Raw genomic sequence first — 21,309 nt, forward strand, 5'->3', positions numbered from 1 at the left:
AGCCTAAAGGGGCTGAATCAGCCTTGTTTTTTGGTAACGGATTCGACGATGTGCGACGGAGCCGTATCGTATTTTTTGAATTCCATAGAGTAGCTTGCGCGACCCTGGGACATGGAACGAACGTCGGTCGCATAACCGAACATCTCACCCAGTGGAACTTCGGCACGGATAACCTTGCCGGACACTGTGTCTTCCATACCCTGGATCATGCCGCGACGACGGTTAAGGTCGCCCATCACATCACCCATATAGTCTTCAGGCGTAACAACCTCTACCGCCATGATCGGCTCGAGCAACTCACCACCGCCCTTCTGGGCCAGTTGCTTCGTCGCCATGGAAGCAGCCACTTTAAACGCCATCTCGTTGGAGTCGACGTCGTGGTAAGAACCATCGAACACGGTAGCCTTCAGGCCGATCAGCGGATAGCCGGCAACAACGCCGTTCTTCATCTGCTCTTCGATACCCTTCTGGATAGCCGGGATGTATTCCTTAGGAACCACACCACCCACTACTTCGTTCAGGAATTGCAGACCTTCCTGACCTTCGTCAGCAGGAGCAAAGCGAATCCAGCAGTGACCGAACTGGCCACGACCGCCGGACTGACGAACGAACTTGCCTTCGATTTCGCAGTTCTTCGTGATGCGCTCACGGTACGAAACCTGTGGCTTGCCGATGTTGGCTTCGACGTTGAACTCACGGCGCATCCGGTCAACCAGGATGTCCAGGTGCAGCTCGCCCATGCCGGAGATGATCGTTTGACCAGTCTCTTCATCAGTTTTAACGCGGAAAGACGGGTCTTCCTGAGCAAGTTTGCCCAGAGCGATACCCATTTTTTCCTGGTCATCCTTGGTCTTAGGCTCTACGGCAACCGAAATAACCGGCTCCGGGAAGTCCATGCGAACCAGGATGATTGGCTTGTCAGCGTTGCAGAGGGTTTCACCAGTGGTGACGTCCTTCATGCCGATCAGGGCCGCGATGTCGCCAGCGCGCACTTCCTTGATCTCTTCACGGGCGTTTGCGTGCATTTGCACCATACGACCCACGCGCTCTTTTTTGCCTTTAACCGAGTTGATCACGCCGTCGCCGGAGTTCAACACGCCCGAGTAAACGCGGACGAAGGTCAAGGTACCCACGAATGGGTCGGTAGCGATCTTGAACGCCAGGGCCGCGAACGGCTCGTCGTCGCTTGCATGACGCTCCATCTCTTCTTCCTCGTTATCAGGGTTGGAACCCTTGATAGCAGGAATGTCGGTCGGAGCAGGCAGGAAGTCGATAACGGCGTCGAGAACCAGGGGAACACCCTTGTTCTTGAACGAAGAACCGCAAACAGCCAGAACGATTTCGCCGGCGATAGTACGTGCACGCAAAGCAGCCTTGATCTCTTCGATCGACAGCTCTTCACCTTCCAGGTACTTGTTCATCAGGTCTTCGTTGGCTTCGGCGGCGGCTTCAACCATGTTGTTGCGCCACTCTTCAGCCAGCTCGAGCATGTCCGCAGGGATTTCCTTGCGAACTGGAACCATACCCTTGTCAGAGTCGTTCCAGTAGACAGCTTGCATGTTGATCAGGTCGATCTGGCCCTGGAAGTTGTCTTCCGAACCGATAGCCAGCTGGATCGGCACCGGAGTGTGACCCAGACGCTGTTTGATCTGACCGATCACGCGCAGGAAGTTGGCACCAGCACGGTCCATCTTGTTTACGTAAACAAGACGTGGAACGCCGTATTTGTTGGCCTGACGCCATACGGTTTCCGACTGAGGCTCAACACCCGAAGTACCGCAGAACACAACGACAGCGCCGTCGAGTACGCGCAGGGAACGTTCTACTTCAATGGTGAAGTCTACGTGGCCCGGGGTATCGATTACGTTGAAGCGATGCTCGTGTGGGTACTGCTTCTCGGAACCTTTCCAGAAGGCGGTAATGGCAGCAGAAGTAATGGTAATACCACGCTCCTGCTCCTGAACCATCCAGTCTGTGGTCGCGGCGCCGTCATGCACCTCGCCCATTTTGTGACTTTTGCCAGTGTAAAAAAGGACGCGCTCGGTGGTGGTGGTTTTACCAGCATCCACGTGAGCGACGATACCGATGTTACGGTAGCGACTAATCGGAGTAGTACGAGCCATAAAGCCCTCGCAAAATTAGTGAAGCTAAAATTAGAAGCGGTAGTGCGAGAAAGCTTTGTTAGCTTCGGCCATACGGTGCACGTCTTCACGCTTCTTAACAGCAGCACCTTTACCTTCAGCAGCATCCAGCAGCTCGCCAGCCAAGCGCAGAGCCATAGACTTCTCGCCGCGCTTGCGGGCGAAGTCTACCAACCAGCGCATTGCCAGAGCGTTACGACGGGACGGACGAACCTCGACCGGAACCTGGTAAGTAGCACCACCAACGCGGCGCGACTTCACTTCGACCAGCGGAGCGATGGCGTCGAGTGCTTTTTCGAAGAGTTCCAGGGGATCGGTGCCGGTCTTGCGAGCCGCAACGGTTTCCAGGGCACCATAAACGATACGTTCGGCAACGGCTTTCTTGCCGCTTTCCATAACGTGGTTCATGAATTTGGCGAGGATTTGGCTTCCGTATTTCGGATCGTCCAGAATCTCACGCTTTGCTGCTACGCGACGTCTTGGCATTGATAAGCCCTCAAACGGTCTTCAGGTTAGCTCGGGACAGATCCAGTGGATGCGCGCCCGACCTTACTCTTATCGACTCAATAAAATGAAAATCTGCAAACGGCCGATTACTTCGGACGCTTGGTACCGTACTTCGAACGACCTTGGTTACGACCTTTAACACCGGAAGTATCCAGGGAGCCGCGAACGGTGTGGTAACGAACACCTGGCAAGTCTTTTACACGACCGCCGCGGATCAGTACCACGCTGTGCTCTTGCAGGTTGTGGCCTTCACCACCGATGTACGAGGAAACCTCGAAACCGTTGGTCAGACGCACACGGCATACTTTACGCAGTGCCGAGTTAGGTTTTTTCGGCGTAGTGGTGTACACACGGGTGCACACGCCACGACGTTGCGGGCAGTTCTGCAGCGCAGGTACGTCGGATTTCTCGACGATACGCTTACGCGGCTGACGTACCAGCTGGTTGATAGTTGCCATCTACTAGCTCCACTGTTGTCTTGCGACGCTATTGTCTTGCAAGAAAAGCAAAATGGCAGGAACGAATTCCCGCCAAATTTAGGGGATCAAGAGTCTAAAGAGGATCTTGTCCCCAGTCAAGGCAAGGCCCCGACCTCCCCGCTCGTCGAACCTCGACAAATTGTCTCGATTCGATGAACGGCTTGATCAGGGCCTCAGCTCATTTTTCGCAGAACTCAGTTACCGCTCGAGTTCAGCGCTTCGGTCAGTGCAGCTTCCACTTCACTGGCGCTTACGCGCAACGGCTTGTCTGCATCACGACGACGCTTGCGCTCGCTGTGATAAGCCAGACCGGTACCGGCCGGGATCAGACGACCCACGACCACGTTTTCTTTCAGGCCGCGCAGGTAATCGCGCTTGCCGGTTACGGCCGCTTCGGTCAGTACGCGGGTGGTTTCCTGGAAGGAAGCCGCCGAGATGAACGATTCGGTCGACAACGACGCCTTGGTGATGCCCAGCAGAACGCGGGTGAACTTGGAGACAAACTTGTCTTCCGCATTCAGACGCTCGTTCTCTACCAGAACGTGAGTCAGTTCCATCTGGTCGCCCTTGATGAAGCTGGAATCGCCGGACTCGGAGATCTCAACTTTACGCAGCATCTGACGCAGGATGGTCTCGATGTGCTTGTCGTTGATCTTCACGCCTTGCAGACGGTAAACGTCCTGGATCTCGTTGACGATGTACTTGGCCAGCGCGCTCACACCCAGCAGACGCAGGATGTCGTGCGGATCGCTCGGACCGTCGGAGATAACTTCGCCGCGGTTTACCTGTTCGCCTTCGAACACGTTCAGGTGACGCCACTTCGGAATCAGCTCTTCGTACGGATCGCTACCGTCGTTCGGAGTGATGACCAGACGGCGCTTGCCTTTGGTCTCTTTACCGAACGCGATGGTGCCGCTGACTTCAGCCAGAATCGACGCTTCTTTCGGACGACGGGCTTCGAACAGGTCGGCAACACGCGGCAGACCACCGGTGATGTCACGGGTTTTCGAAGTTTCTTGCGGGATACGAGCGATAACATCACCGATCGCAATCTTCGCACCGTCCGCAACACCGACCAGGGCGTTGGCTGGCAGGAAGTACTGAGCGATAACGTCAGTGCCTGGCAGCAACAGATCCTTGCCGTTGTCATCAACCATCTTCACCGCAGGACGAATGTCCTTGCCGGCAGCCGGACGGTCTTTGGCATCGAGTACTTCAATGTTGGTCATACCGGTCAATTCGTCAGTCTGACGCTTGATCGTGATGCCTTCTTCCATGCCCACGTAGGTCACGGTACCTTTCATTTCGGTAACGATCGGGTGAGTGTGCGGATCCCACTTGGCCACGATTGCGCCAGCGTCGACCTTGTCACCTTCTTTAACCGAAATCACGGCACCGTACGGCAGCTTGTAACGCTCGCGCTCACGACCGAAGTCGTCAGCGATTGCCAGCTCACCGGAACGGGACACAGCAACCAGGTTGCCATCCACACGCTCAACGTGTTTCAGGTTGTGCAGACGGACGGTACCGCCATTCTTCACCTGAACGCTGTCGGCTGCGGAAGTACGGCTTGCCGCACCACCGATGTGGAACGTACGCATCGTCAGCTGGGTACCCGGCTCACCGATGGACTGGGCAGCGATAACGCCGACCGCTTCACCGATGTTCACCTGGTGACCACGAGCCAGGTCACGGCCGTAGCACTTGGCGCAAATGCCATAGCGGGTTTCGCAGCTGATCGGCGAACGCACGATCACTTCGTCGATGCTGTTCAGCTCGATGAACTCGACCCACTTCTCGTCTACCAGAGTGCCAGCAGGAACGATGACGTCCTCGGTACCCGGCTTGAATACGTCACGGGCAATGACACGACCCAATACGCGTTCACCCAACGGCTCTACAACGTCACCGCCTTCAATGTGCGGAGTCATCAGCAGACCGTGTTCGGTGCCGCAATCGATCTCGGTCACGACCAGATCCTGCGCCACGTCTACCAGACGACGAGTCAGGTAACCGGAGTTCGCAGTTTTCAACGCGGTATCCGCCAGACCTTTACGAGCACCGTGAGTCGAGATGAAGTACTGGAGTACGCTCAGACCTTCACGGAAGTTCGCAGTAATCGGCGTTTCAATGATGGAACCGTCCGGCTTGGCCATCAGACCACGCATACCGGCCAGCTGACGAATCTGTGCTGCGGAACCCCGCGCACCCGAGTCGGCCATCATGTACATCGAGTTGAACGATTCTTGCTCGACTTCGACGCCGTGACGGTCGATGACTTTCTCTTTCGAGAGGTTGGCCATCATCGCCTTGGAGACTTCGTCGTTCGCTTTCGACCAAAGGTCGATCACTTTGTTGTACTTCTCGCCCTGGGTTACCAGGCCGGAGGCGTACTGGCTCTCGATCTCTTTCACTTCGTCGGTGGCAGCACCGATGATGCGAGCTTTTTCATCCGGGATAACGAAGTCGTTAACACCGATGGAAACGCCGGAAATGGTCGAGTAGGCAAAACCGGTGTACATCAACTGGTCAGCGAAGATCACGGTCTCTTTCAGACCAACCACGCGGTAGCACTGGTTGATCAGCTTGGAGATCGCCTTTTTCTTCATCGGCAGGTTGACGACGTCGAACGACAGACCTTTTGGCACAACCTGGAACAGCAGCGCACGGCCGACAGTGGTGTCGACGATACGGGTGTTGTTCACGCTGTTGCCGTCACGATCGTTCACGGTTTCGTTGATACGAACCTTGATCTTGGCGTGCAGTGCGGCTTCGCCGGCACGGAACACACGGTCAACTTCCTGCAGATCCGCGAACACACGACCTTCGCCCTTGGCGTTGATCGCTTCACGAGTCATGTAGTACAGACCCAGTACAACGTCCTGCGAAGGAACGATGATTGGCTCACCGTTGGCTGGCGACAGAATGTTGTTGGTCGACATCATCAACGCACGCGCTTCGAGCTGGGCTTCCAGCGTCAGCGGTACGTGCACGGCCATTTGGTCGCCGTCGAAGTCGGCGTTGTACGCGGCGCAGACCAGAGGGTGCAGCTGGATAGCCTTACCTTCGATCAGTACCGGTTCAAACGCCTGGATACCCAGACGGTGAAGGGTCGGTGCACGGTTGAGAAGAACCGGGTGTTCGCGAATCACTTCAGCGAGAACGTCCCAAACTTCCGGCAGCTCGCGCTCGACCATTTTCTTGGCCGCTTTGATGGTGGTCGCCAGACCACGCATTTCCAGCTTGCCGAAAATGAACGGCTTGAACAGCTCGAGAGCCATCTTCTTCGGCAGACCGCACTGGTGCAGACGCAGGGTCGGACCTACGGTAATTACCGAACGACCGGAGTAGTCAACACGCTTACCGAGCAAGTTCTGACGGAAACGACCTTGCTTACCCTTGATCATGTCAGCCAGGGATTTCAGAGGACGCTTGTTGGAACCTGTGATAGCGCGGCCACGACGACCGTTGTCGAGCAGTGCATCGACGGCTTCCTGCAACATACGCTTTTCGTTGCGCACGATGATGTCCGGAGCGGACAGATCCAGCAGGCGCTTCAAACGGTTGTTACGGTTGATCACTCGACGATACAGATCGTTGAGGTCGGAAGTCGCGAAACGACCGCCATCCAGCGGGACCAGTGGACGCAGATCTGGCGGCAGAACCGGCAGAACGGTCAGCACCATCCACTCTGGCAGGTTGCCGGAACCCTGGAAGGCTTCCATCAACTTCAGACGCTTGGACAACTTCTTGATCTTGGTTTCGGAGTTGGTTTGCGGAATTTCTTCACGCAGACGGCCAATCTCGTGCTCCAGGTCGATAGCGTGCAGCAGTTCGCGGACAGCTTCTGCACCCATGCGGGCGTCGAAATCGTCACCGAACTCTTCCAGCGCTTCGAAGTACTGCTCGTCGTTCAGCAGCTGACCTTTTTCAAGAGTGGTCATGCCCGGGTCGATAACGACATAGCTCTCGAAGTAGAGAACGCGTTCGATATCACGCAAGGTCATGTCCATCAGCAGGCCGATACGGGACGGCAGCGATTTCAGGAACCAGATGTGGGCAACCGGCGAAGCCAGTTCGATGTGCGCCATGCGCTCACGACGAACCTTGGCCAGCGCAACTTCAACGCCGCACTTCTCGCAGATCACACCACGGTGCTTCAAGCGCTTGTACTTACCGCACAGGCACTCGTAATCCTTTACCGGGCCAAAGATCTTGGCGCAGAACAGACCGTCACGCTCAGGTTTGAACGTACGGTAGTTGATGGTTTCCGGCTTTTTAACTTCACCGAACGACCACGAGCGGATCATCTCAGGCGAGGCCAATCCGATACGGATGGCGTCGAACTCTTCGACTTGACCCTGGTTTTTCAGCAAATTCAGTAGGTCTTTCAAGGCCTTTCCTCCTGGCGGAGCAGAGAGCGGGCAATCCTGCCCCGCTCTCGATCGCGTCACGTGTTATTCGGTTTCCAGATCGATATCGATGCCGAGGGAACGAATTTCCTTGATCAACACGTTGAAGGACTCGGGCATGCCCGGCTCCATACGGTGATCGCCGTCCACGATGTTTTTGTACATCTTGGTCCGGCCGTTCACATCGTCCGACTTCACTGTGAGCATTTCTTGCAGAGTGTAAGCAGCACCGTATGCTTCCAGTGCCCAGACCTCCATCTCCCCGAAACGCTGACCACCGAACTGCGCCTTACCACCCAGCGGCTGCTGGGTAACCAGGCTGTACGAACCGGTAGAACGCGCGTGCATCTTGTCGTCTACCAAGTGGTTCAGCTTCAGCATGTACATGTAGCCAACGGTAACTGGACGCTCGAACTTGTTGCCGGTACGGCCGTCGGTCAGCTGCATCTGGCCGCTTTCTGGCAGGTCTGCCAGTTTCAGCATGGCCTTGATTTCGCTTTCCTTGGCACCGTCGAACACTGGAGTGGCCATTGGAACACCGCCACGCAGGTTCTTCGCCAGATCCAGGATTTCCTGATCGGAGAAGCTGTCCAGATCTTCGTTACGACCGCCGATCTGGTTGTAGATCTCGTCCAGGAAGGTACGCAGCTCAGCGACTTTGCGCTGTTCTTCGACCATCCGGTTGATCTTCTCGCCCAGACCTTTGGCCGCGAGGCCCAGGTGGGTTTCAAGGATCTGACCAACGTTCATACGCGAAGGTACGCCCAGCGGGTTGAGGACCACGTCGACCGGGGTGCCATTGGCATCGTGCGGCATGTCTTCAACCGGCATGATCACGGAGACCACACCTTTGTTACCGTGACGACCGGCCATCTTGTCGCCCGGCTGGATGCGACGACGGATTGCCAGGTAAACCTTGACGATCTTCAGCACGCCTGGAGCCAGGTCATCGCCCTGCTGCAGTTTGCGCTTCTTGTCTTCGAACTTGTCGTCCAGCAGACGGCGGCGATCAACGATGTAGGCCTGAGCCTTCTCGAGCTGCTCGTTCAGAGCATCTTCAGCCATGCGCAGTTTGAACCACTGACCATGCTCAAGACCGTCGAGTACTTCGTCGGTGATGTCCTGACCTTTCTTCAGGCCCGCGCCGCCTTCAGCCTTGTGGCCTACCAGAGCGGAACGCAGACGTTCGAAGGTCGCGCCTTCAACGATGCGGAACTCTTCGTTCAGATCCTTGCGGATCTCGTCCAGCTGGGACTTCTCGATCGACAGTGCACGAGCATCACGCTCAACGCCGTCACGAGTGAAGACCTGCACGTCGATGACAGTACCTTTGGTGCCGGTTGGCACGCGCAGGGAGGTGTCTTTAACGTCGCTGGCTTTTTCACCGAAGATCGCACGCAGCAGTTTTTCTTCCGGAGTCAGCTGGGTCTCGCCTTTCGGAGTGACCTTGCCTACCAGGATGTCGCCTGCGCCGACTTCAGCACCTACGTAAACGATACCGGCTTCGTCCAGCTTGTTCAGAGCGGCTTCACCCACGTTCGGGATGTCCGCAGTGATTTCCTCTGGGCCAAGCTTGGTGTCACGAGCCACACAGGTCAGTTCCTGAATGTGGATCGTGGTGAAACGGTCTTCCTGAACCACACGCTCGGACAGGCAGATGGAGTCTTCGAAGTTGAAGCCGTTCCATGCCATGAACGCGATGCGCATGTTCTGACCCAGAGCCAGTTCACCCATGTCGGTGGACGGGCCGTCGGCCATGATGTCGCTACGCTGAACGCGATCACCCTTGCTCACCAGCGGACGCTGGTTGATGCAGGTGTTCTGGTTCGAGCGGGTGTATTTGGTCAGGTTGTAGATGTCGACACCAGCTTCGCCGGTTTCAACTTCGTCATCAGCAACACGAACCACGATACGGCTGGCATCAACGGAGTCGATCACGCCGCCACGACGAGCCACGACGCAAACGCCGGAGTCGCGAGCCACGTTACGCTCCATGCCGGTACCGACCAGCGGCTTGTCAGCACGCAGGGTTGGTACAGCCTGACGCTGCATGTTCGAACCCATCAACGCACGGTTGGCGTCGTCGTGCTCAAGGAACGGAATCAGCGACGCTGCAACCGAAACTACCTGCTTCGGCGAAACGTCCATCAAGGTGACGTCTTCCGGCGCCTTGACGGTGAATTCGTTCAGGTGACGCACGGCCACCAGTTCGTCGATCAGGACTTTCTGCTCGTTCATGGTCGCCGAAGCCTGCGCGATCACGTGATCGGCTTCTTCAATGGCGGACAGGAACACGATGTCGTCGGTGACCACACCCTCTTTCACCACACGGTACGGGCTCTCGAGGAAGCCGTACTGGTTGGTGCGAGCGTAAGCAGCCAGCGAGTTGATCAGACCGATGTTCGGACCTTCCGGCGTTTCAATCGGGCAGACACGACCGTAGTGAGTCGGGTGTACGTCACGGACTTCGAAGCCCGCGCGCTCACGAGTCAGACCGCCAGGGCCGAGTGCAGAGACACGACGTTTGTGGGTGATCTCGGACAGCGGGTTGTTCTGGTCCATGAACTGCGACAGCTGGCTGGAACCGAAGAACTCTTTCACCGCTGCAGCCACTGGCTTGGCGTTGATCAGGTCTTGCGGCATCAGGCCTTCGCTTTCAGCCATCGACAGACGCTCTTTGACCGCACGCTCAACACGTACCAGGCCAACGCGGAACTGGTTCTCGGCCATTTCGCCTACGCAGCGAACACGACGGTTACCCAGGTGGTCGATGTCGTCGACGATGCCTTTACCGTTACGGATGTCGACCAGAGTCTTCAGTACCGCGACGATGTCTTCCTTGCACAGCACGCCCGAACCTTCGATCTCGGTACGACCGATACGACGGTTGAACTTCATCCGGCCGACCGCAGACAGGTCATAGCGCTCAGGGCTGAAGAACAGGTTGTTGAACAGGGTCTCGGCAGCGTCTTTGGTTGGCGGCTCGCCTGGACGCATCATGCGATAGATCTCGACCAGCGCTTCCAATTGGTTGCTGGTGGAGTCGATCTTCAGCGTGTCGGAGACGAACGGACCGCAGTCGATGTCGTTGGTGTACAGAGTTTCGATGCGTACGACGCCGGCCTTGGCGATTTTCGCCAGGATCTCGGTCGACAGCTCGGTGTTGCACTCCGCCAGGATCTCACCGGTAGCCGGGTGCACGATAGCCTTGGCGGTGGTACGACCCAGAACGTAATCCAGAGGCACGTCCAGCTCTTTGATCCCGGCTTTTTCCAGCTGGTTGATGTGGCGGGCAGTAATACGACGGCCCTGCTCAACGATCACCTTGCCTTTGTCGTCCTGGATATCGAGAACCGCAACTTCACCACGCAGGCGCTGAGGCACCAGCTCCAGGCTCAGGCCTTCGCCTTTCACGTGGAATACGTTGGTGGTGTAGAACGCGTCCAGCACTTCCTCGGTGGTATAACCGAGCGCGCGCAGCAGTACCGAGGCCGGCAGCTTACGACGACGGTCGATACGCACGAATACGCAGTCTTTCGGGTCGAACTCGAAGTCCAGCCACGAACCGCGGTAAGGAATGATGCGCGCGGAGTACAGCAGTTTGCCGGAGCTGTGCGTCTTGCCACGGTCGTGGTCGAAGAACACGCCCGGGGAACGGTGCAGCTGGGAAACGATAACACGCTCGGTACCGTTAATTACGAAGGTACCGTTTTCAGTCATCAATGGGATTTCACCCATGTAGACTTCTTGCTCTTTGATGTCCTTGATCGCTTTGTTCGACGATTCTTTGTCGAAAATGATCAGGCGCACTTTTACCCGCAAAGGTACGGCGAAAGTTACACCGCGCAATACGCATTCTTTGACATCAAATGCCGGTTCGCCCAGGCGATAACCGACGTACTCCAGCGCAGCATTGCCGGAGTAGCTGATGATCGGGAAAACGGATTTGAAGGCCGCATGCAGGCCCACGTCGCGGAACTGATCTTTAGTCGCTCCCGCTTGCAAGAATTCACGATACGAATCCAGCTGGATGGCCAGGAGGTAAGGCACATCCATGACGTCCGGCAACTTGCTAAAGTCCTTGCGGATACGTTTTTTCTCAGTATATGAGTAAGCCATCAGCGTTCCCCAGCTTGGTCACCTGCTTGTTTGGCCCCTCCCGACGGGAGCAGCCAGAAAATCGTGCAAACCCCATGGTTTGCGCCACCGCATCGGGTGGTTACAGCTCGTTATCGACACCGACCAAGTCGGCTGCCAATAACGGAAAAAGGCCGGTGGCAAGAGCCACCAGCCATCAGCCTGTCGCTTGACGCTCGGGCTGGAGGAGCAAAGTCGATGCTTACTTCAGCTCGACTTTAGCGCCTGCTTCTTCCAGCTTCTTCTTAGCGTCTTCAGCAGCTTCTTTCGAAACGCCTTCAGCTACAACCTGAGGAGCGCCGTCTACTTTCTCTTTGGCTTCTTTCAGGCCCAGACCGGTCAGTTCACGAACTGCCTTGATCACGTTAACCTTCTTCTCGCCAGCTTCCAGCAGAACAACGTTGAACTCGGTTTGCTCTTCAACAACAGCGGCAGCAGCAGCTGGACCAGCAGCAGCAACAGCAGCGGTCACGCCGAAGGTTTCTTCCATTGCTTTGATCAGCTCAACAACTTCCAGAACGGTTTTCTGGCCGATTGCTTCGATGATTTGTTCGTTAGTCAGAGACATGACTCAATTCCTGATTTGGTGGACAGCCTGTACGGCCGTCGAAATAAACAAAAATACGCGAGAGTAGAAACGCTCAGCCTCAGGCTGCAGCTGCTTCTTTCTGATCGCGAATTGCCGCCAGAGTACGAGCCAGCTTGCTGGTAGCGCCTTGAATCACGCTCATCAGTTTCGCAATAGCTTCGTCGCGAGTTGGCAGGCTTGCCAGCACGTCGATCTCATTCGCTGCGAGGAACTTGCCCTCGAACGAAGCTGCCTTGATCTCGAACTTGTCCTGACCCTTGGCAAATTCCTTGAACAGACGAGCAGCAGCGCCCGGGTGTTCGTTGGAGAATGCAATCAGGGTCGGGCCGGTGAACACGTCGTTGAGGACACTGTAAGGAGTGTCAGCAACAGCGCGCTTGAGCAGGGTGTTACGTACAACACGTACGTAAACGCCAGCTTCACGAGCCTCTTTACGGAGTCCGGTCATTGCGCCTACTGTTACGCCACGGGCATCAACCACGACAGCGGACAGAGCGACTTTGGCAGCCTCGTTGACTTCAGCGACGATGGCCTTCTTGTCTTCGAGATTAATTGCCACGGGTTTAACTCCTGCTTGTTACCGTTTCATTCGATCGAAACCGAATGTCGTTTTGGTGTCTGATTCGGTAAGGAACCGGGAGCACCATCTGCGTAGGCTTGAGGTTTAAGACTTGCGTCGCCTACGGTCTTGGATAGCCCCCGCCAGGCAGGGACCCCAATCTTTCAATTGGCGCAGTCAACTGCGCCAATTCTTGTCTTACGCGTCCAGCGAGCTCTGGTCGATGACCAGACCTGGGCCCATAGTGGTGCTCAGGGTAACGCGCTTGACGTAGATACCTTTCGAAGAAGCTGGCTTGATACGCTTCAGATCAGCGATCAGGGCTTCAACGTTTTCCTTCAGCTTGACGGCATCGAAGCCGATCTTGCCAACGGAAGTGTGGATGATGCCGTTTTTGTCGGTGCGATAACGAACCTGACCAGCCTTGGCATTTTTAACCGCGGTAGCGACGTCTGGGGTAACAGTGCCGACTTTCGGGTTAGGCATCAGACCACGTGGACCGAGGATCTGACCCAGTTGACCTACAACGCGCATGGCATCCGGGGATGCGATCACTACGTCATAGTTCAGGTCGCCGCCTTTCATTTCGGCAGCCAGGTCGTCCATACCTACACGGTCAGCGCCGGCAGCCAGAGCGGCCTCAGCAGCTGGACCCTGGGTGAACACAGCAACGCGAACGGTCTTGCCAGTGCCGTGTGGCAGCACAGTAGCGCTACGAACGACCTGGTCGGATTTACGCGGGTCTACGCCCAGGTTTACAGCTACGTCGAACGACTCGCTGAACTTGACAGTCGACAGCTCGGCCAGCAGTGCAGCGGCGTCTACAATGTTGTAGGCCTTGCCTGCTTCGATTTTGCCGGCGATAGCCTTTTGACGCTTGGTCAGCTTAGCCATTACACACCCTCCACGTTAAGGCCCATGCTACGAGCAGAACCGGCGATAGTACGCACGGCTGCATCCATATCAGCTGCAGTCAGATCCGCGTTTTTGGTTTTCGCGATTTCTTCCAGCTGAGCACGGGTAACAGTGCCAACCTTAACGGTGTTCGGACGAGCGGAACCGCTGGTCAGACCGGCCGCCTTCTTCAGCAGAACCGAAGCAGGGGTGGATTTGGTTTCGAAAGTGAAGCTACGGTCGCTGTAGACAGTGATGATCACTGGAGTCGGCAGACCAGCTTCCAGACCCTGGGTACGGGCGTTGAAAGCTTTGCAGAATTCCATGATGTTCACGCCGTGCTGACCCAGAGCAGGACCAACAGGTGGGCTTGGGTTAGCCTGAGCGGCCTTCACTTGCAGCTTGATGTAAGCGGTAATCTTCTTGGCCATGAGGCACTCCAATTACGGGTTCGAACGCCTCGAAAGGCTCCCCGGTTACTTGCGCGTTTATCCCAGTGACGACAAAACCCCACAGCCTAGGGCTGCGGGGTTGGGATGCTTGCTCAGCTAGACCTTTTCGACCTGACTGAACTCCAACTCTACCGGAGTAGAGCGTCCGAAAATGAGCACCGCCACTTGGATCCGGCTCTTTTCGTAGTTAACTTCTTCAACAACACCATTAAAGTCAGCGAACGGTCCGTCATTGACTCGAACGGTTTCGCCTGGCTCAAACAACGTCTTCGGCTTCGGCTTGTCGCTACCGTCGGCAACGCGACGCAGGATCGCCTCAGCTTCTTTATCAGTGATTGGTGCTGGCTTATCAGCAGTACCGCCGATAAAACCCATCACCCGAGGAGTATCCTTGACCAAGTGCCAAGTACCCTCGTTCATATCCATCTGAACCAGCACATAACCTGGGAAGAACTTGCGCTCGCTTTTGCGCTTCTGGCCATTACGCATTTCAACCACTTCTTCAGTGGGAACCAGAATTTCGCCGAAGCCATCTTCCATGCCAGCCAGCTTTACGCGCTCGATCAACGAACGCATGACATGCTTCTCGTAACCCGAGTAAGCATGCACAACGTACCAACGCTTAGCCACGGGACACCCTTAGCCGACAATCAAGGAAACAAGCCAGCCGAGCAGGGAATCAAGCCCCCACAACAGCAACGCCATAACCAAAACAACAGCCACAACAATCAGCGTGGTCTGCGTGGTCTCTTGGCGAGTTGGCCATACGACTTTACGAATCTCGGTGCGAGCTTCCTTAACCAGTACAAAGAAAGACTTGCCCTTGGCAGTCTGCAGGCCTACAAAGGCAGCTACAGCAGCAATGACAAGCAAAGCGAGTACACGGTACAGGATCGGCGAAGCAGCGTAATACTGATTGCCGACAACGCCAACAATTACCAAAGCGACTACGACAAGCCACTTGAGCAAATCGAAGCGAGAGCCTTGAGCTTCAGCTTTAGGAGTCATCTATGAAGATCCTGTGAAAAGAAAGCCAGACACACCGAGTGAATCTGGCAGGTCAGGAGGGAATCGAACCCCCAACCTACGGTTTTGGAGACCGTCGCTCTGCCAATTGAGCTACTGACCTAAAACAAAATCAGGCCGACCATTATGCCGGCCTGAAAAAGACATTACAACTATTTACTCGATGATCTTGGCTACGACGCCAGCACCAACGGTACGGCCGCCTTCACGGATTGCGAAACGCAGACCGTCTTCCATCGCGATGGTTTTGATCAGGGTAACAGTCATCTGAATGTTGTCACCTGGCATTACCATTTCAACGCCTTCTGGCAGCTCGCAGTTACCAGTCACGTCAGTAGTACGGAAGTAGAACTGTGGACGGTAGCCTTTGAAGAACGGAGTGTGACGACCGCCTTCTTCCTTGCTCAGAACGTAAACTTCTGCGGTGAACTTGGTGTGCGGCTTAACCGAACCCGGCTTAACCAGAACCTGACCACGCTCAACGTCGTCACGCTTGGTGCCACGCAGCAGAACGCCGCAGTTCTCGCCAGCACGACCTTCGTCCAGCAGTTTGCGGAACATCTCAACACCGGTGCAGGTGGTGGTGGTGGTGTCACGCAGACCAACGATTTCCAGGGCGTCTTGAACGCGAACGATACCGCGCTCGATACGACCGGTCACAACAGTACCGCGACCCGAAATCGAGAACACGTCTTCGATTGGCATCAGGAAAGGCTTGTCGATAGCACGCTCTGGCTCTGGGATGTAGCTGTCCAGAGTTTCCACCAGTTTCTTAACAGCGGTGGTGCCCATTTCGTTGTCGTCTTTGCCTTCCAGCGCCATACGAGCCGAACCGATGATGATCGGAGTGTCGTCGCCTGGGAAGTCGTAGGTGGACAGCAGGTCGCGAACTTCCATCTCAACCAGTTCCAGCAGCTCAGCGTCGTCTACCAGGTCAGCCTTGTTCAGGAAAACCACGATGTACGGAACGCCTACCTGACGGGACAGCAGGATGTGCTCACGGGTTTGCGGCATCGGACCATCAGCGGCCGAGCAAACCAGGATCGCGCCGTCCATCTGCGCAGCACCAGTGATCATGTTCTTCACGTAGTCAGCGTGACCTGGGCAGTCAACGTGAGCGTAGTGACGAATGTTCGAGTTGTACTCAACGTGCGCGGTGTTGATAGTGATACCGCGAGCTTTTTCTTCTGGAGCGCTGTCGATCTTGTCGAATTCAACTACGGCCGAACCGAAAACTTCGGAGCAGACGCGAGTCAGAGCAGCGGTCAGCGTGGTTTTACCGTGGTCTACGTGACCGATGGTGCCAACGTTGACGTGCGGCAGGGAACGATCAAATTTTTCCTTAGCCATCGATATCACCCCTAACAGAAGAAATTGAGCAAACAACACAAGCCATTAAAACAAAGGCAGATATTTTCATATCTGCCTTGTTATATGGAGCTCTTGAGCGGATTTGAACCGCTGACCTCACCCTTACCAAGGGTGTGCTCTACCAACTGAGCTACAAGAGCGTAACACTTTGCACGACCTGCAAACTTGGAGCGGGTAGCGGGAATCGAACCCGCATCATCAGCTTGGAAGGCTGAGGTTCTACCACTAAACTATACCCGCGGAGCCTGCAGCTCACGCTAAAATCTGGTGGAGGGAGAAGGATTCGAACCTTCGAAGTCGTAGACGTCAGATTTACAGTCTGATCCCTTTGGCCGCTCGGGAACCCCTCCTAATCAGGCCGGCATTCTATACTATGCCAAACCCCTGTCAAGCATTTTCTCATTTAAAAACCTGAGGTTAGCTGCATTGACACCACCCCGCCGCCGCAACCTTTTCAGGTCTTCGCTGTGGAGCGGGCGCCATTCTATGCAAACTATTCAGTAGGTGCAACCCCCTCGCACAGCATTATTTTATGTTTTAACTCATTGAATTCCTTGGAAAGGTTTTGCAGCTGAGCATCACCCAGCAAACGCTGGGTTTCGGGCGCAATCTGGAACCAATATGAGCCGCCGGAAGACTCTTTTGACGAAGGAAGAGCTTTTGCTCCAAGCTCCGTCAGACGCTGCTCCAACGCCTGAGCGGACTCGAGGCGCGCAAAACCACCCACATAAAGGCACTGCCCTTCAGGCTTTCCTCCAGTCCTTTTTTCACGGGAAGCATCACCACCAGCCTCACTCAGCAAGCGAATATCCTGTTGCGAACCACGATAAAGACTGAGGGGCGTGACATCCTTTGCGCGTAGCGGGGCGTCCTGCTGATGCCAGACGTAATAAAACACATTGAGTACCAGAAGCAGAAGGAACAACCAACGCATACAAACCTCAGGACAAAGGACACGCTATAGCCAAACCCACGAACACCAAATCGGAAACGATCCGAGCCTCAGGGGCGACATCTGAGACCAGCTCGGCATCACCACCCGTAATGAAGACCCTGTAGTCATCACCCCAGTAGGAACGCGCCATCTCCAGTTGCGTCAATACAAATCCTCTTAGCATCAACGAACAGCCACGCTCGACAGCCTCAGCCGTGTTGCGCCCAGGAGCCTGACTCGTCAATGCCCGCTCCGCCGCCAGGTCCCCGTAGCGAATTTTTCGAGTATGCGTACGCAACTGATTACGCATCAGCGGCATGCCAGGACAAATGAAGCCTCCCAGATGCTCACCGTCCGCGGAGATAAAGTCCGCAGTCACCGCCGTCCCGAAATCAAGAACCAGACAAGCACCTTTAGCCAGGTGAAAACCACCAAGCATTGCCAGCCAGCGATCGAGACCAAGGCGCTCATAGTCGTCGTAACCGTTCGTTACGCCAGACATCTCGCGAGCGGGCGACGCACAGACAACGGAAATGCCGAACTCGCGCCTGAGCAAGCCAATCAGCAAATTGGTCTCATCTTCAGTTCTTACGCTGACAAGGCGACATTTACCGAGAGATATCTTCTCAAGCGACCGAAGACTGTCGACCAAGGCGCCATCAGAGTCGACCACACCTTCTGCGACCAAGGCGCCCAACTCTGCACTCAGCACCCGCCATTTGATAAAACTGTTTCCACAATCGAGCTCAAGAATCATCACGCAACCTCAAGCTGAGCTCACCACCACTAAAGACCTTTTCCACACCATCTACCTTTAGCCGCAGCGCGCCTTGATTATCGATTCCCAGAACCACACCCTCTACCTGATTGACACCGGCAGCGAGAGAAACCGGCTGTCCCTGCCACAAATGGCTCGCTTCCCACTCTGCCTGAAGCGCAGAGAAGCCGCCTGACTGGTGACGTCGCAGATAGAGTTGCAGCTGCTTACTCAGCTCAACCGCCAGAATATTGCGATCACAAGATTTACCCGACTCTAGACGCATTGAAGTCCATTGCTGATCGACTTCGTCTGTAGCCTGCATGTTCACATTAATGCCCACGCCCAATACTACGTGACAAACGTCCGCTGGATCTCCGACGAGCTCCAGCAGGATGCCTGCAATTTTTTTTCGCCCGACCAAAACATCATTGGGCCATTTCAGCCCAGCACCTGGCACCCCAAGCGCGCGCAGGGTCTGCATGACCGCGAGACCGACAACGAGACTTAGCCCCTCGAGCTGACGCATCCCACCATCGATACGCAACACGAGGCTGTAATAAAGGTTTTCAGCAAACGGACTTACCCATTTACGCCCCCTGCGCCCGCGACCGGAACTCTGCCGCTCAGCCAGTATTAGAAAAGGCGCAACCCGCCCTCGATCTACCGCTCGCAACGATTCAGCATTAGTTGAGTCGATGGAATCGAAGACACTGACAGACCAGCCGGCAACACCTTCCTCTATTGCGAGCGAGTCAAGTAACGCCAGCGGCGAGGCCAATTGATAGCCCCGCCCTCGAACTTTATGTATGGATAACCCAAGCTCCGCCTCCAGATGCTGAAGCTGCTTCCACACCGCACTTCGACTAATTCCCAGAGCAACGCCCAGGGCCTGACCGGAATGGAATCGACCATCCTTCAGAAGGTTCAACAACGTCAGCATGCAGGTCTCGCCTCAGAATGAGGCCCGAATAATAGCCATGCACCGGGCCGCTGCATAGAATTCAAACAATCCATTTTCCTGCGGGCAAAACAAAACCCCAACTGCTTTCGCAATTGGGGTTTCGGAATTTAATCTTGACGATGACCTACTCTCACATGGGGAAACCCCACACTACCATCGGCGATGCATCGTTTCACTTCTGAGTTCGGGATGGGATCAGGTGGTTCCAACGCTCTATGGTCGTCAAGAAATTCGGGTACTGAGTCGTGACCAGATGGCCTCGCTTCAGCAAATTGGGTATGTGACAGCTAGGTGTTTTGTGAGCGTCGAACTTTCGGTTCATTTTCGTCTTCACACACCGCAATCTGGTCTCTTTCGAGTCTACAGATTGCTTGGGTGTTATATGGTCAAGCCTCACGGGCAATTAGTATTGGTTAGCTCAACGCCTCACAGCGCTTACACACCCAACCTATCAACGTCGTAGTCTTCGACGGCCCTTCAGGGAACTCAAGGTTCCAGTGAGATCTCATCTTGAGGCAAGTTTCCCGCTTAGATGCTTTCAGCGGTTATCTTTCCCGAACATAGCTACCCGGCAATGCCACTGGCGTGACAACCGGAACACCAGAGGTTCGTCCACTCCGGTCCTCTCGTACTAGGAGCAGCCCCTCTCAAATCTCAAACGTCCACGGCAGATAGGGACCGAACTGTCTCACGACGTTCTAAACCCAGCTCGCGTACCACTTTAAATGGCGAACAGCCATACCCTTGGGACCGGCTTCAGCCCCAGGATGTGATGAGCCGACATCGAGGTGCCAAACACCGCCGTCGATATGAACTCTTGGGCGGTATCAGCCTGTTATCCCCGGAGTACCTTTTATCCGTTGAGCGATGGCCCTTCCATACAGAACCACCGGATCACTAAGACCTACTTTCGTACCTGCTCGACGTGTCTGTCTCGCAGTCAAGCGCGCTTTTGCCTTTATACTCTACGACCGATTTCCGACCGGTCTGAGCGCACCTTCGTACTCCTCCGTTACTCTTTAGGAGGAGACCGCCCCAGTCAAACTACCCACCATACACTGTCCTCGATCCGGATAACGGACCTGAGTTAGAACCTCAAAGTTGCCAGGGTGGTATTTCAAGGATGGCTCCACGCGAACTGGCGTCCACGCTTCAAAGCCTCCCACCTATCCTACACAAGCAAATTCAAAGTCCAGTGCAAAGCTATAGTAAAGGTTCACGGGGTCTTTCCGTCTAGCCGCGGATACACTGCATCTTCACAGCGATTTCAATTTCACTGAGTCTCGGGTGGAGACAGCGCCGCCATCGTTACGCCATTCGTGCAGGTCGGAACTTACCCGACAAGGAATTTCGCTACCTTAGGACCGTTATAGTTACGGCCGCCGTTTACCGGGGCTTCGATCAAGAGCTTCGCGTTAGCTAACCCCATCAATTAACCTTCCGGCACCGGGCAGGCGTCACACCCTATACGTCCACTTTCGTGTTTGCAGAGTGCTGTGTTTTTAATAAACAGTCGCAGCGGCCTGGTATCTTCGACCGGCGTGGGCTTACGCAGCAAGTGCTTCACCCTCACCGGCGCACCTTCTCCCGAAGTTACGGTGCCATTTTGCCTAGTTCCTTCACCCGAGTTCTCTCAAGCGCCTTGGTATTCTCTACCCAACCACCTGTGTCGGTTTGGGGTACGGTTCCTGGTTATCTGAAGCTTAGAAGCTTTTCTTGGAAGCATGGCATCAACCACTTCGTCGCCTAAAGGCAACTCGTCATCAGCTCTCGGCCTTAAGATCCCGGATTTACCTAAGATCTCAGCCTACCACCTTAAACTTGGACAACCAACGCCAAGCTGGCCTAGCCTTCTCCGTCCCTCCATCGCAATAACCAGAAGTACAGGAATATTAACCTGTTTTCCATCGACTACGCTTTTCAGCCTCGCCTTAGGGACCGACTAACCCTGCGTCGATTAACGTTGCGCAGGAAACCTTGGTCTTTCGGCGTGGGTGTTTTTCACACCCATTGTCGTTACTCATGTCAGCATTCGCACTTCTGATACCTCCAGCAAGCTTCTCAACTCACCTTCACAGGCTTACAGA

Annotated in this window: 15 protein-coding genes, 4 tRNA genes and 2 rRNA genes (1 of these 21 running past the window's edge); all 21 read right to left on the bottom strand. The window is 55.3% G+C overall.

Translation table 11 applies throughout. From position 1 onward, the window contains the following. Positions 1-17: 17 nt before the first annotated feature. Positions 18-2,123, bottom strand: coding sequence for an elongation factor G (fusA, locus tag AC0R79_RS27400; protein ID WP_039772423.1), 2,106 nt, complete (start codon positions 2,121-2,123; stop codon positions 18-20). Between the two features lie 30 nt (positions 2,124-2,153). Then, positions 2,154-2,627 (bottom strand): 30S ribosomal protein S7, encoded by a 474-nt coding sequence (rpsG, locus tag AC0R79_RS27405; RefSeq protein ID WP_007957592.1) that lies wholly within the window; start codon positions 2,625-2,627, stop codon positions 2,154-2,156. Positions 2,628-2,734: 107 nt separating this feature from the next. Beyond that, positions 2,735-3,106, bottom strand: coding sequence for a 30S ribosomal protein S12 (gene rpsL / locus AC0R79_RS27410; RefSeq protein ID WP_003186084.1), 372 nt, complete (start codon positions 3,104-3,106; stop codon positions 2,735-2,737). Positions 3,107-3,321: 215 nt separating this feature from the next. Further along, entirely contained in the window at positions 3,322-7,521 is a 4,200-nt protein-coding gene (gene rpoC, locus AC0R79_RS27415; protein ID WP_375747982.1) for a DNA-directed RNA polymerase subunit beta', read from the bottom strand. Between the two features lie 63 nt (positions 7,522-7,584). Continuing rightward, positions 7,585-11,658, bottom strand: coding sequence for a DNA-directed RNA polymerase subunit beta (gene rpoB, locus AC0R79_RS27420; protein WP_007957595.1), 4,074 nt, complete (start codon positions 11,656-11,658; stop codon positions 7,585-7,587). Between the two features lie 220 nt (positions 11,659-11,878). Continuing rightward, a complete protein-coding gene (rplL, locus tag AC0R79_RS27425) occupies positions 11,879-12,244 on the bottom strand; it encodes a 50S ribosomal protein L7/L12 (protein ID WP_033703494.1) in 366 nt (121 codons plus the stop codon). A gap of 79 nt (positions 12,245-12,323) precedes the next feature. Further along, positions 12,324-12,824: a 50S ribosomal protein L10 gene (gene rplJ, locus AC0R79_RS27430; protein ID WP_007957597.1), complete on the bottom strand. Its 501-nt coding sequence runs from the start codon at positions 12,822-12,824 to the stop codon at positions 12,324-12,326. A 198-nt stretch (positions 12,825-13,022) separates the two neighbouring features. Continuing rightward, complete coding sequence (rplA, locus tag AC0R79_RS27435) at positions 13,023-13,718, bottom strand: 50S ribosomal protein L1 (protein ID WP_003228754.1); 696 nt, start codon at positions 13,716-13,718, stop codon at positions 13,023-13,025. Further along, positions 13,718-14,149: a 50S ribosomal protein L11 gene (gene rplK / locus AC0R79_RS27440; RefSeq protein ID WP_003228756.1), complete on the bottom strand. Its 432-nt coding sequence runs from the start codon at positions 14,147-14,149 to the stop codon at positions 13,718-13,720. The genes rplA and rplK overlap by 1 nt, the downstream gene beginning before the upstream one ends. A gap of 117 nt (positions 14,150-14,266) precedes the next feature. Next, positions 14,267-14,800 carry a transcription termination/antitermination protein NusG gene (gene nusG, locus AC0R79_RS27445; protein ID WP_007957598.1) on the bottom strand — a complete coding sequence of 178 codons (534 nt, stop codon included), beginning with the start codon at positions 14,798-14,800 and terminating at the stop codon, positions 14,267-14,269. A 9-nt stretch (positions 14,801-14,809) separates the two neighbouring features. After that, a complete protein-coding gene (gene secE, locus AC0R79_RS27450) occupies positions 14,810-15,178 on the bottom strand; it encodes a preprotein translocase subunit SecE (protein WP_007957600.1) in 369 nt (122 codons plus the stop codon). A 45-nt stretch (positions 15,179-15,223) separates the two neighbouring features. Then, positions 15,224-15,299 (bottom strand) — tRNA-Trp (locus tag AC0R79_RS27455). A 53-nt stretch (positions 15,300-15,352) separates the two neighbouring features. Further along, positions 15,353-16,546, bottom strand: coding sequence for an elongation factor Tu (gene tuf / locus AC0R79_RS27460; protein WP_010220303.1), 1,194 nt, complete (start codon positions 16,544-16,546; stop codon positions 15,353-15,355). Between the two features lie 85 nt (positions 16,547-16,631). Beyond that, a tRNA-Thr gene (locus AC0R79_RS27465) sits at positions 16,632-16,707 on the bottom strand. 26 nt (positions 16,708-16,733) lie between these two features. Continuing rightward, positions 16,734-16,807 (bottom strand) — tRNA-Gly (locus AC0R79_RS27470). Between the two features lie 25 nt (positions 16,808-16,832). Continuing rightward, positions 16,833-16,917 (bottom strand) — tRNA-Tyr (locus AC0R79_RS27475). A gap of 143 nt (positions 16,918-17,060) precedes the next feature. After that, positions 17,061-17,501 carry a hypothetical protein gene (locus AC0R79_RS27480; RefSeq protein ID WP_127800192.1) on the bottom strand — a complete coding sequence of 147 codons (441 nt, stop codon included), beginning with the start codon at positions 17,499-17,501 and terminating at the stop codon, positions 17,061-17,063. A gap of 7 nt (positions 17,502-17,508) precedes the next feature. After that, positions 17,509-18,258 (bottom strand): pantothenate kinase, encoded by a 750-nt coding sequence (locus AC0R79_RS27485; protein ID WP_007952086.1) that lies wholly within the window; start codon positions 18,256-18,258, stop codon positions 17,509-17,511. Further along, a complete protein-coding gene (gene birA / locus AC0R79_RS27490) occupies positions 18,248-19,201 on the bottom strand; it encodes a bifunctional biotin--[acetyl-CoA-carboxylase] ligase/biotin operon repressor BirA (RefSeq protein WP_127800194.1) in 954 nt (317 codons plus the stop codon). The genes AC0R79_RS27485 and birA overlap by 11 nt, the downstream gene beginning before the upstream one ends. A 132-nt stretch (positions 19,202-19,333) precedes the next feature. Then, a 5S ribosomal RNA gene (rrf, locus tag AC0R79_RS27495) occupies positions 19,334-19,449 on the bottom strand. A 155-nt stretch (positions 19,450-19,604) separates the two neighbouring features. Further along, a 23S ribosomal RNA gene (locus tag AC0R79_RS27500) occupies positions 19,605-21,309 on the bottom strand; it runs 1,186 nt beyond the window's last position.

Source organism: Pseudomonas sp. HD57-3 (assembly GCF_056113135.1).

Coding starts and splice junctions, on each gene's coding strand:
- fusA (WP_039772423.1), bottom strand. CDS start 2,123: ATGGCTCGTACTACTCCGATTAGTCGCTACCGTAACATCGGTATCGTC.
- rpsG (WP_007957592.1), bottom strand. CDS start 2,627: ATGCCAAGACGTCGCGTAGCAGCAAAGCGTGAGATTCTGGACGATCCG.
- rpsL (WP_003186084.1), bottom strand. CDS start 3,106: ATGGCAACTATCAACCAGCTGGTACGTCAGCCGCGTAAGCGTATCGTC.
- rpoB (WP_007957595.1), bottom strand. CDS start 11,658: ATGGCTTACTCATATACTGAGAAAAAACGTATCCGCAAGGACTTTAGC.
- rplL (WP_033703494.1), bottom strand. CDS start 12,244: ATGTCTCTGACTAACGAACAAATCATCGAAGCAATCGGCCAGAAAACC.
- rplA (WP_003228754.1), bottom strand. CDS start 13,718: ATGGCTAAGCTGACCAAGCGTCAAAAGGCTATCGCCGGCAAAATCGAA.
- rplK (WP_003228756.1), bottom strand. CDS start 14,149: ATGGCCAAGAAGATTACCGCTTACATCAAGCTGCAAGTGAAGGCCGCT.
- secE (WP_007957600.1), bottom strand. CDS start 15,178: ATGACTCCTAAAGCTGAAGCTCAAGGCTCTCGCTTCGATTTGCTCAAG.
- tuf (WP_010220303.1), bottom strand. CDS start 16,546: ATGGCTAAGGAAAAATTTGATCGTTCCCTGCCGCACGTCAACGTTGGC.
- AC0R79_RS27480 (WP_127800192.1), bottom strand. CDS start 17,501: ATGCGTTGGTTGTTCCTTCTGCTTCTGGTACTCAATGTGTTTTATTAC.
- AC0R79_RS27485 (WP_007952086.1), bottom strand. CDS start 18,258: ATGATTCTTGAGCTCGATTGTGGAAACAGTTTTATCAAATGGCGGGTG.
- birA (WP_127800194.1), bottom strand. CDS start 19,201: ATGCTGACGTTGTTGAACCTTCTGAAGGATGGTCGATTCCATTCCGGT.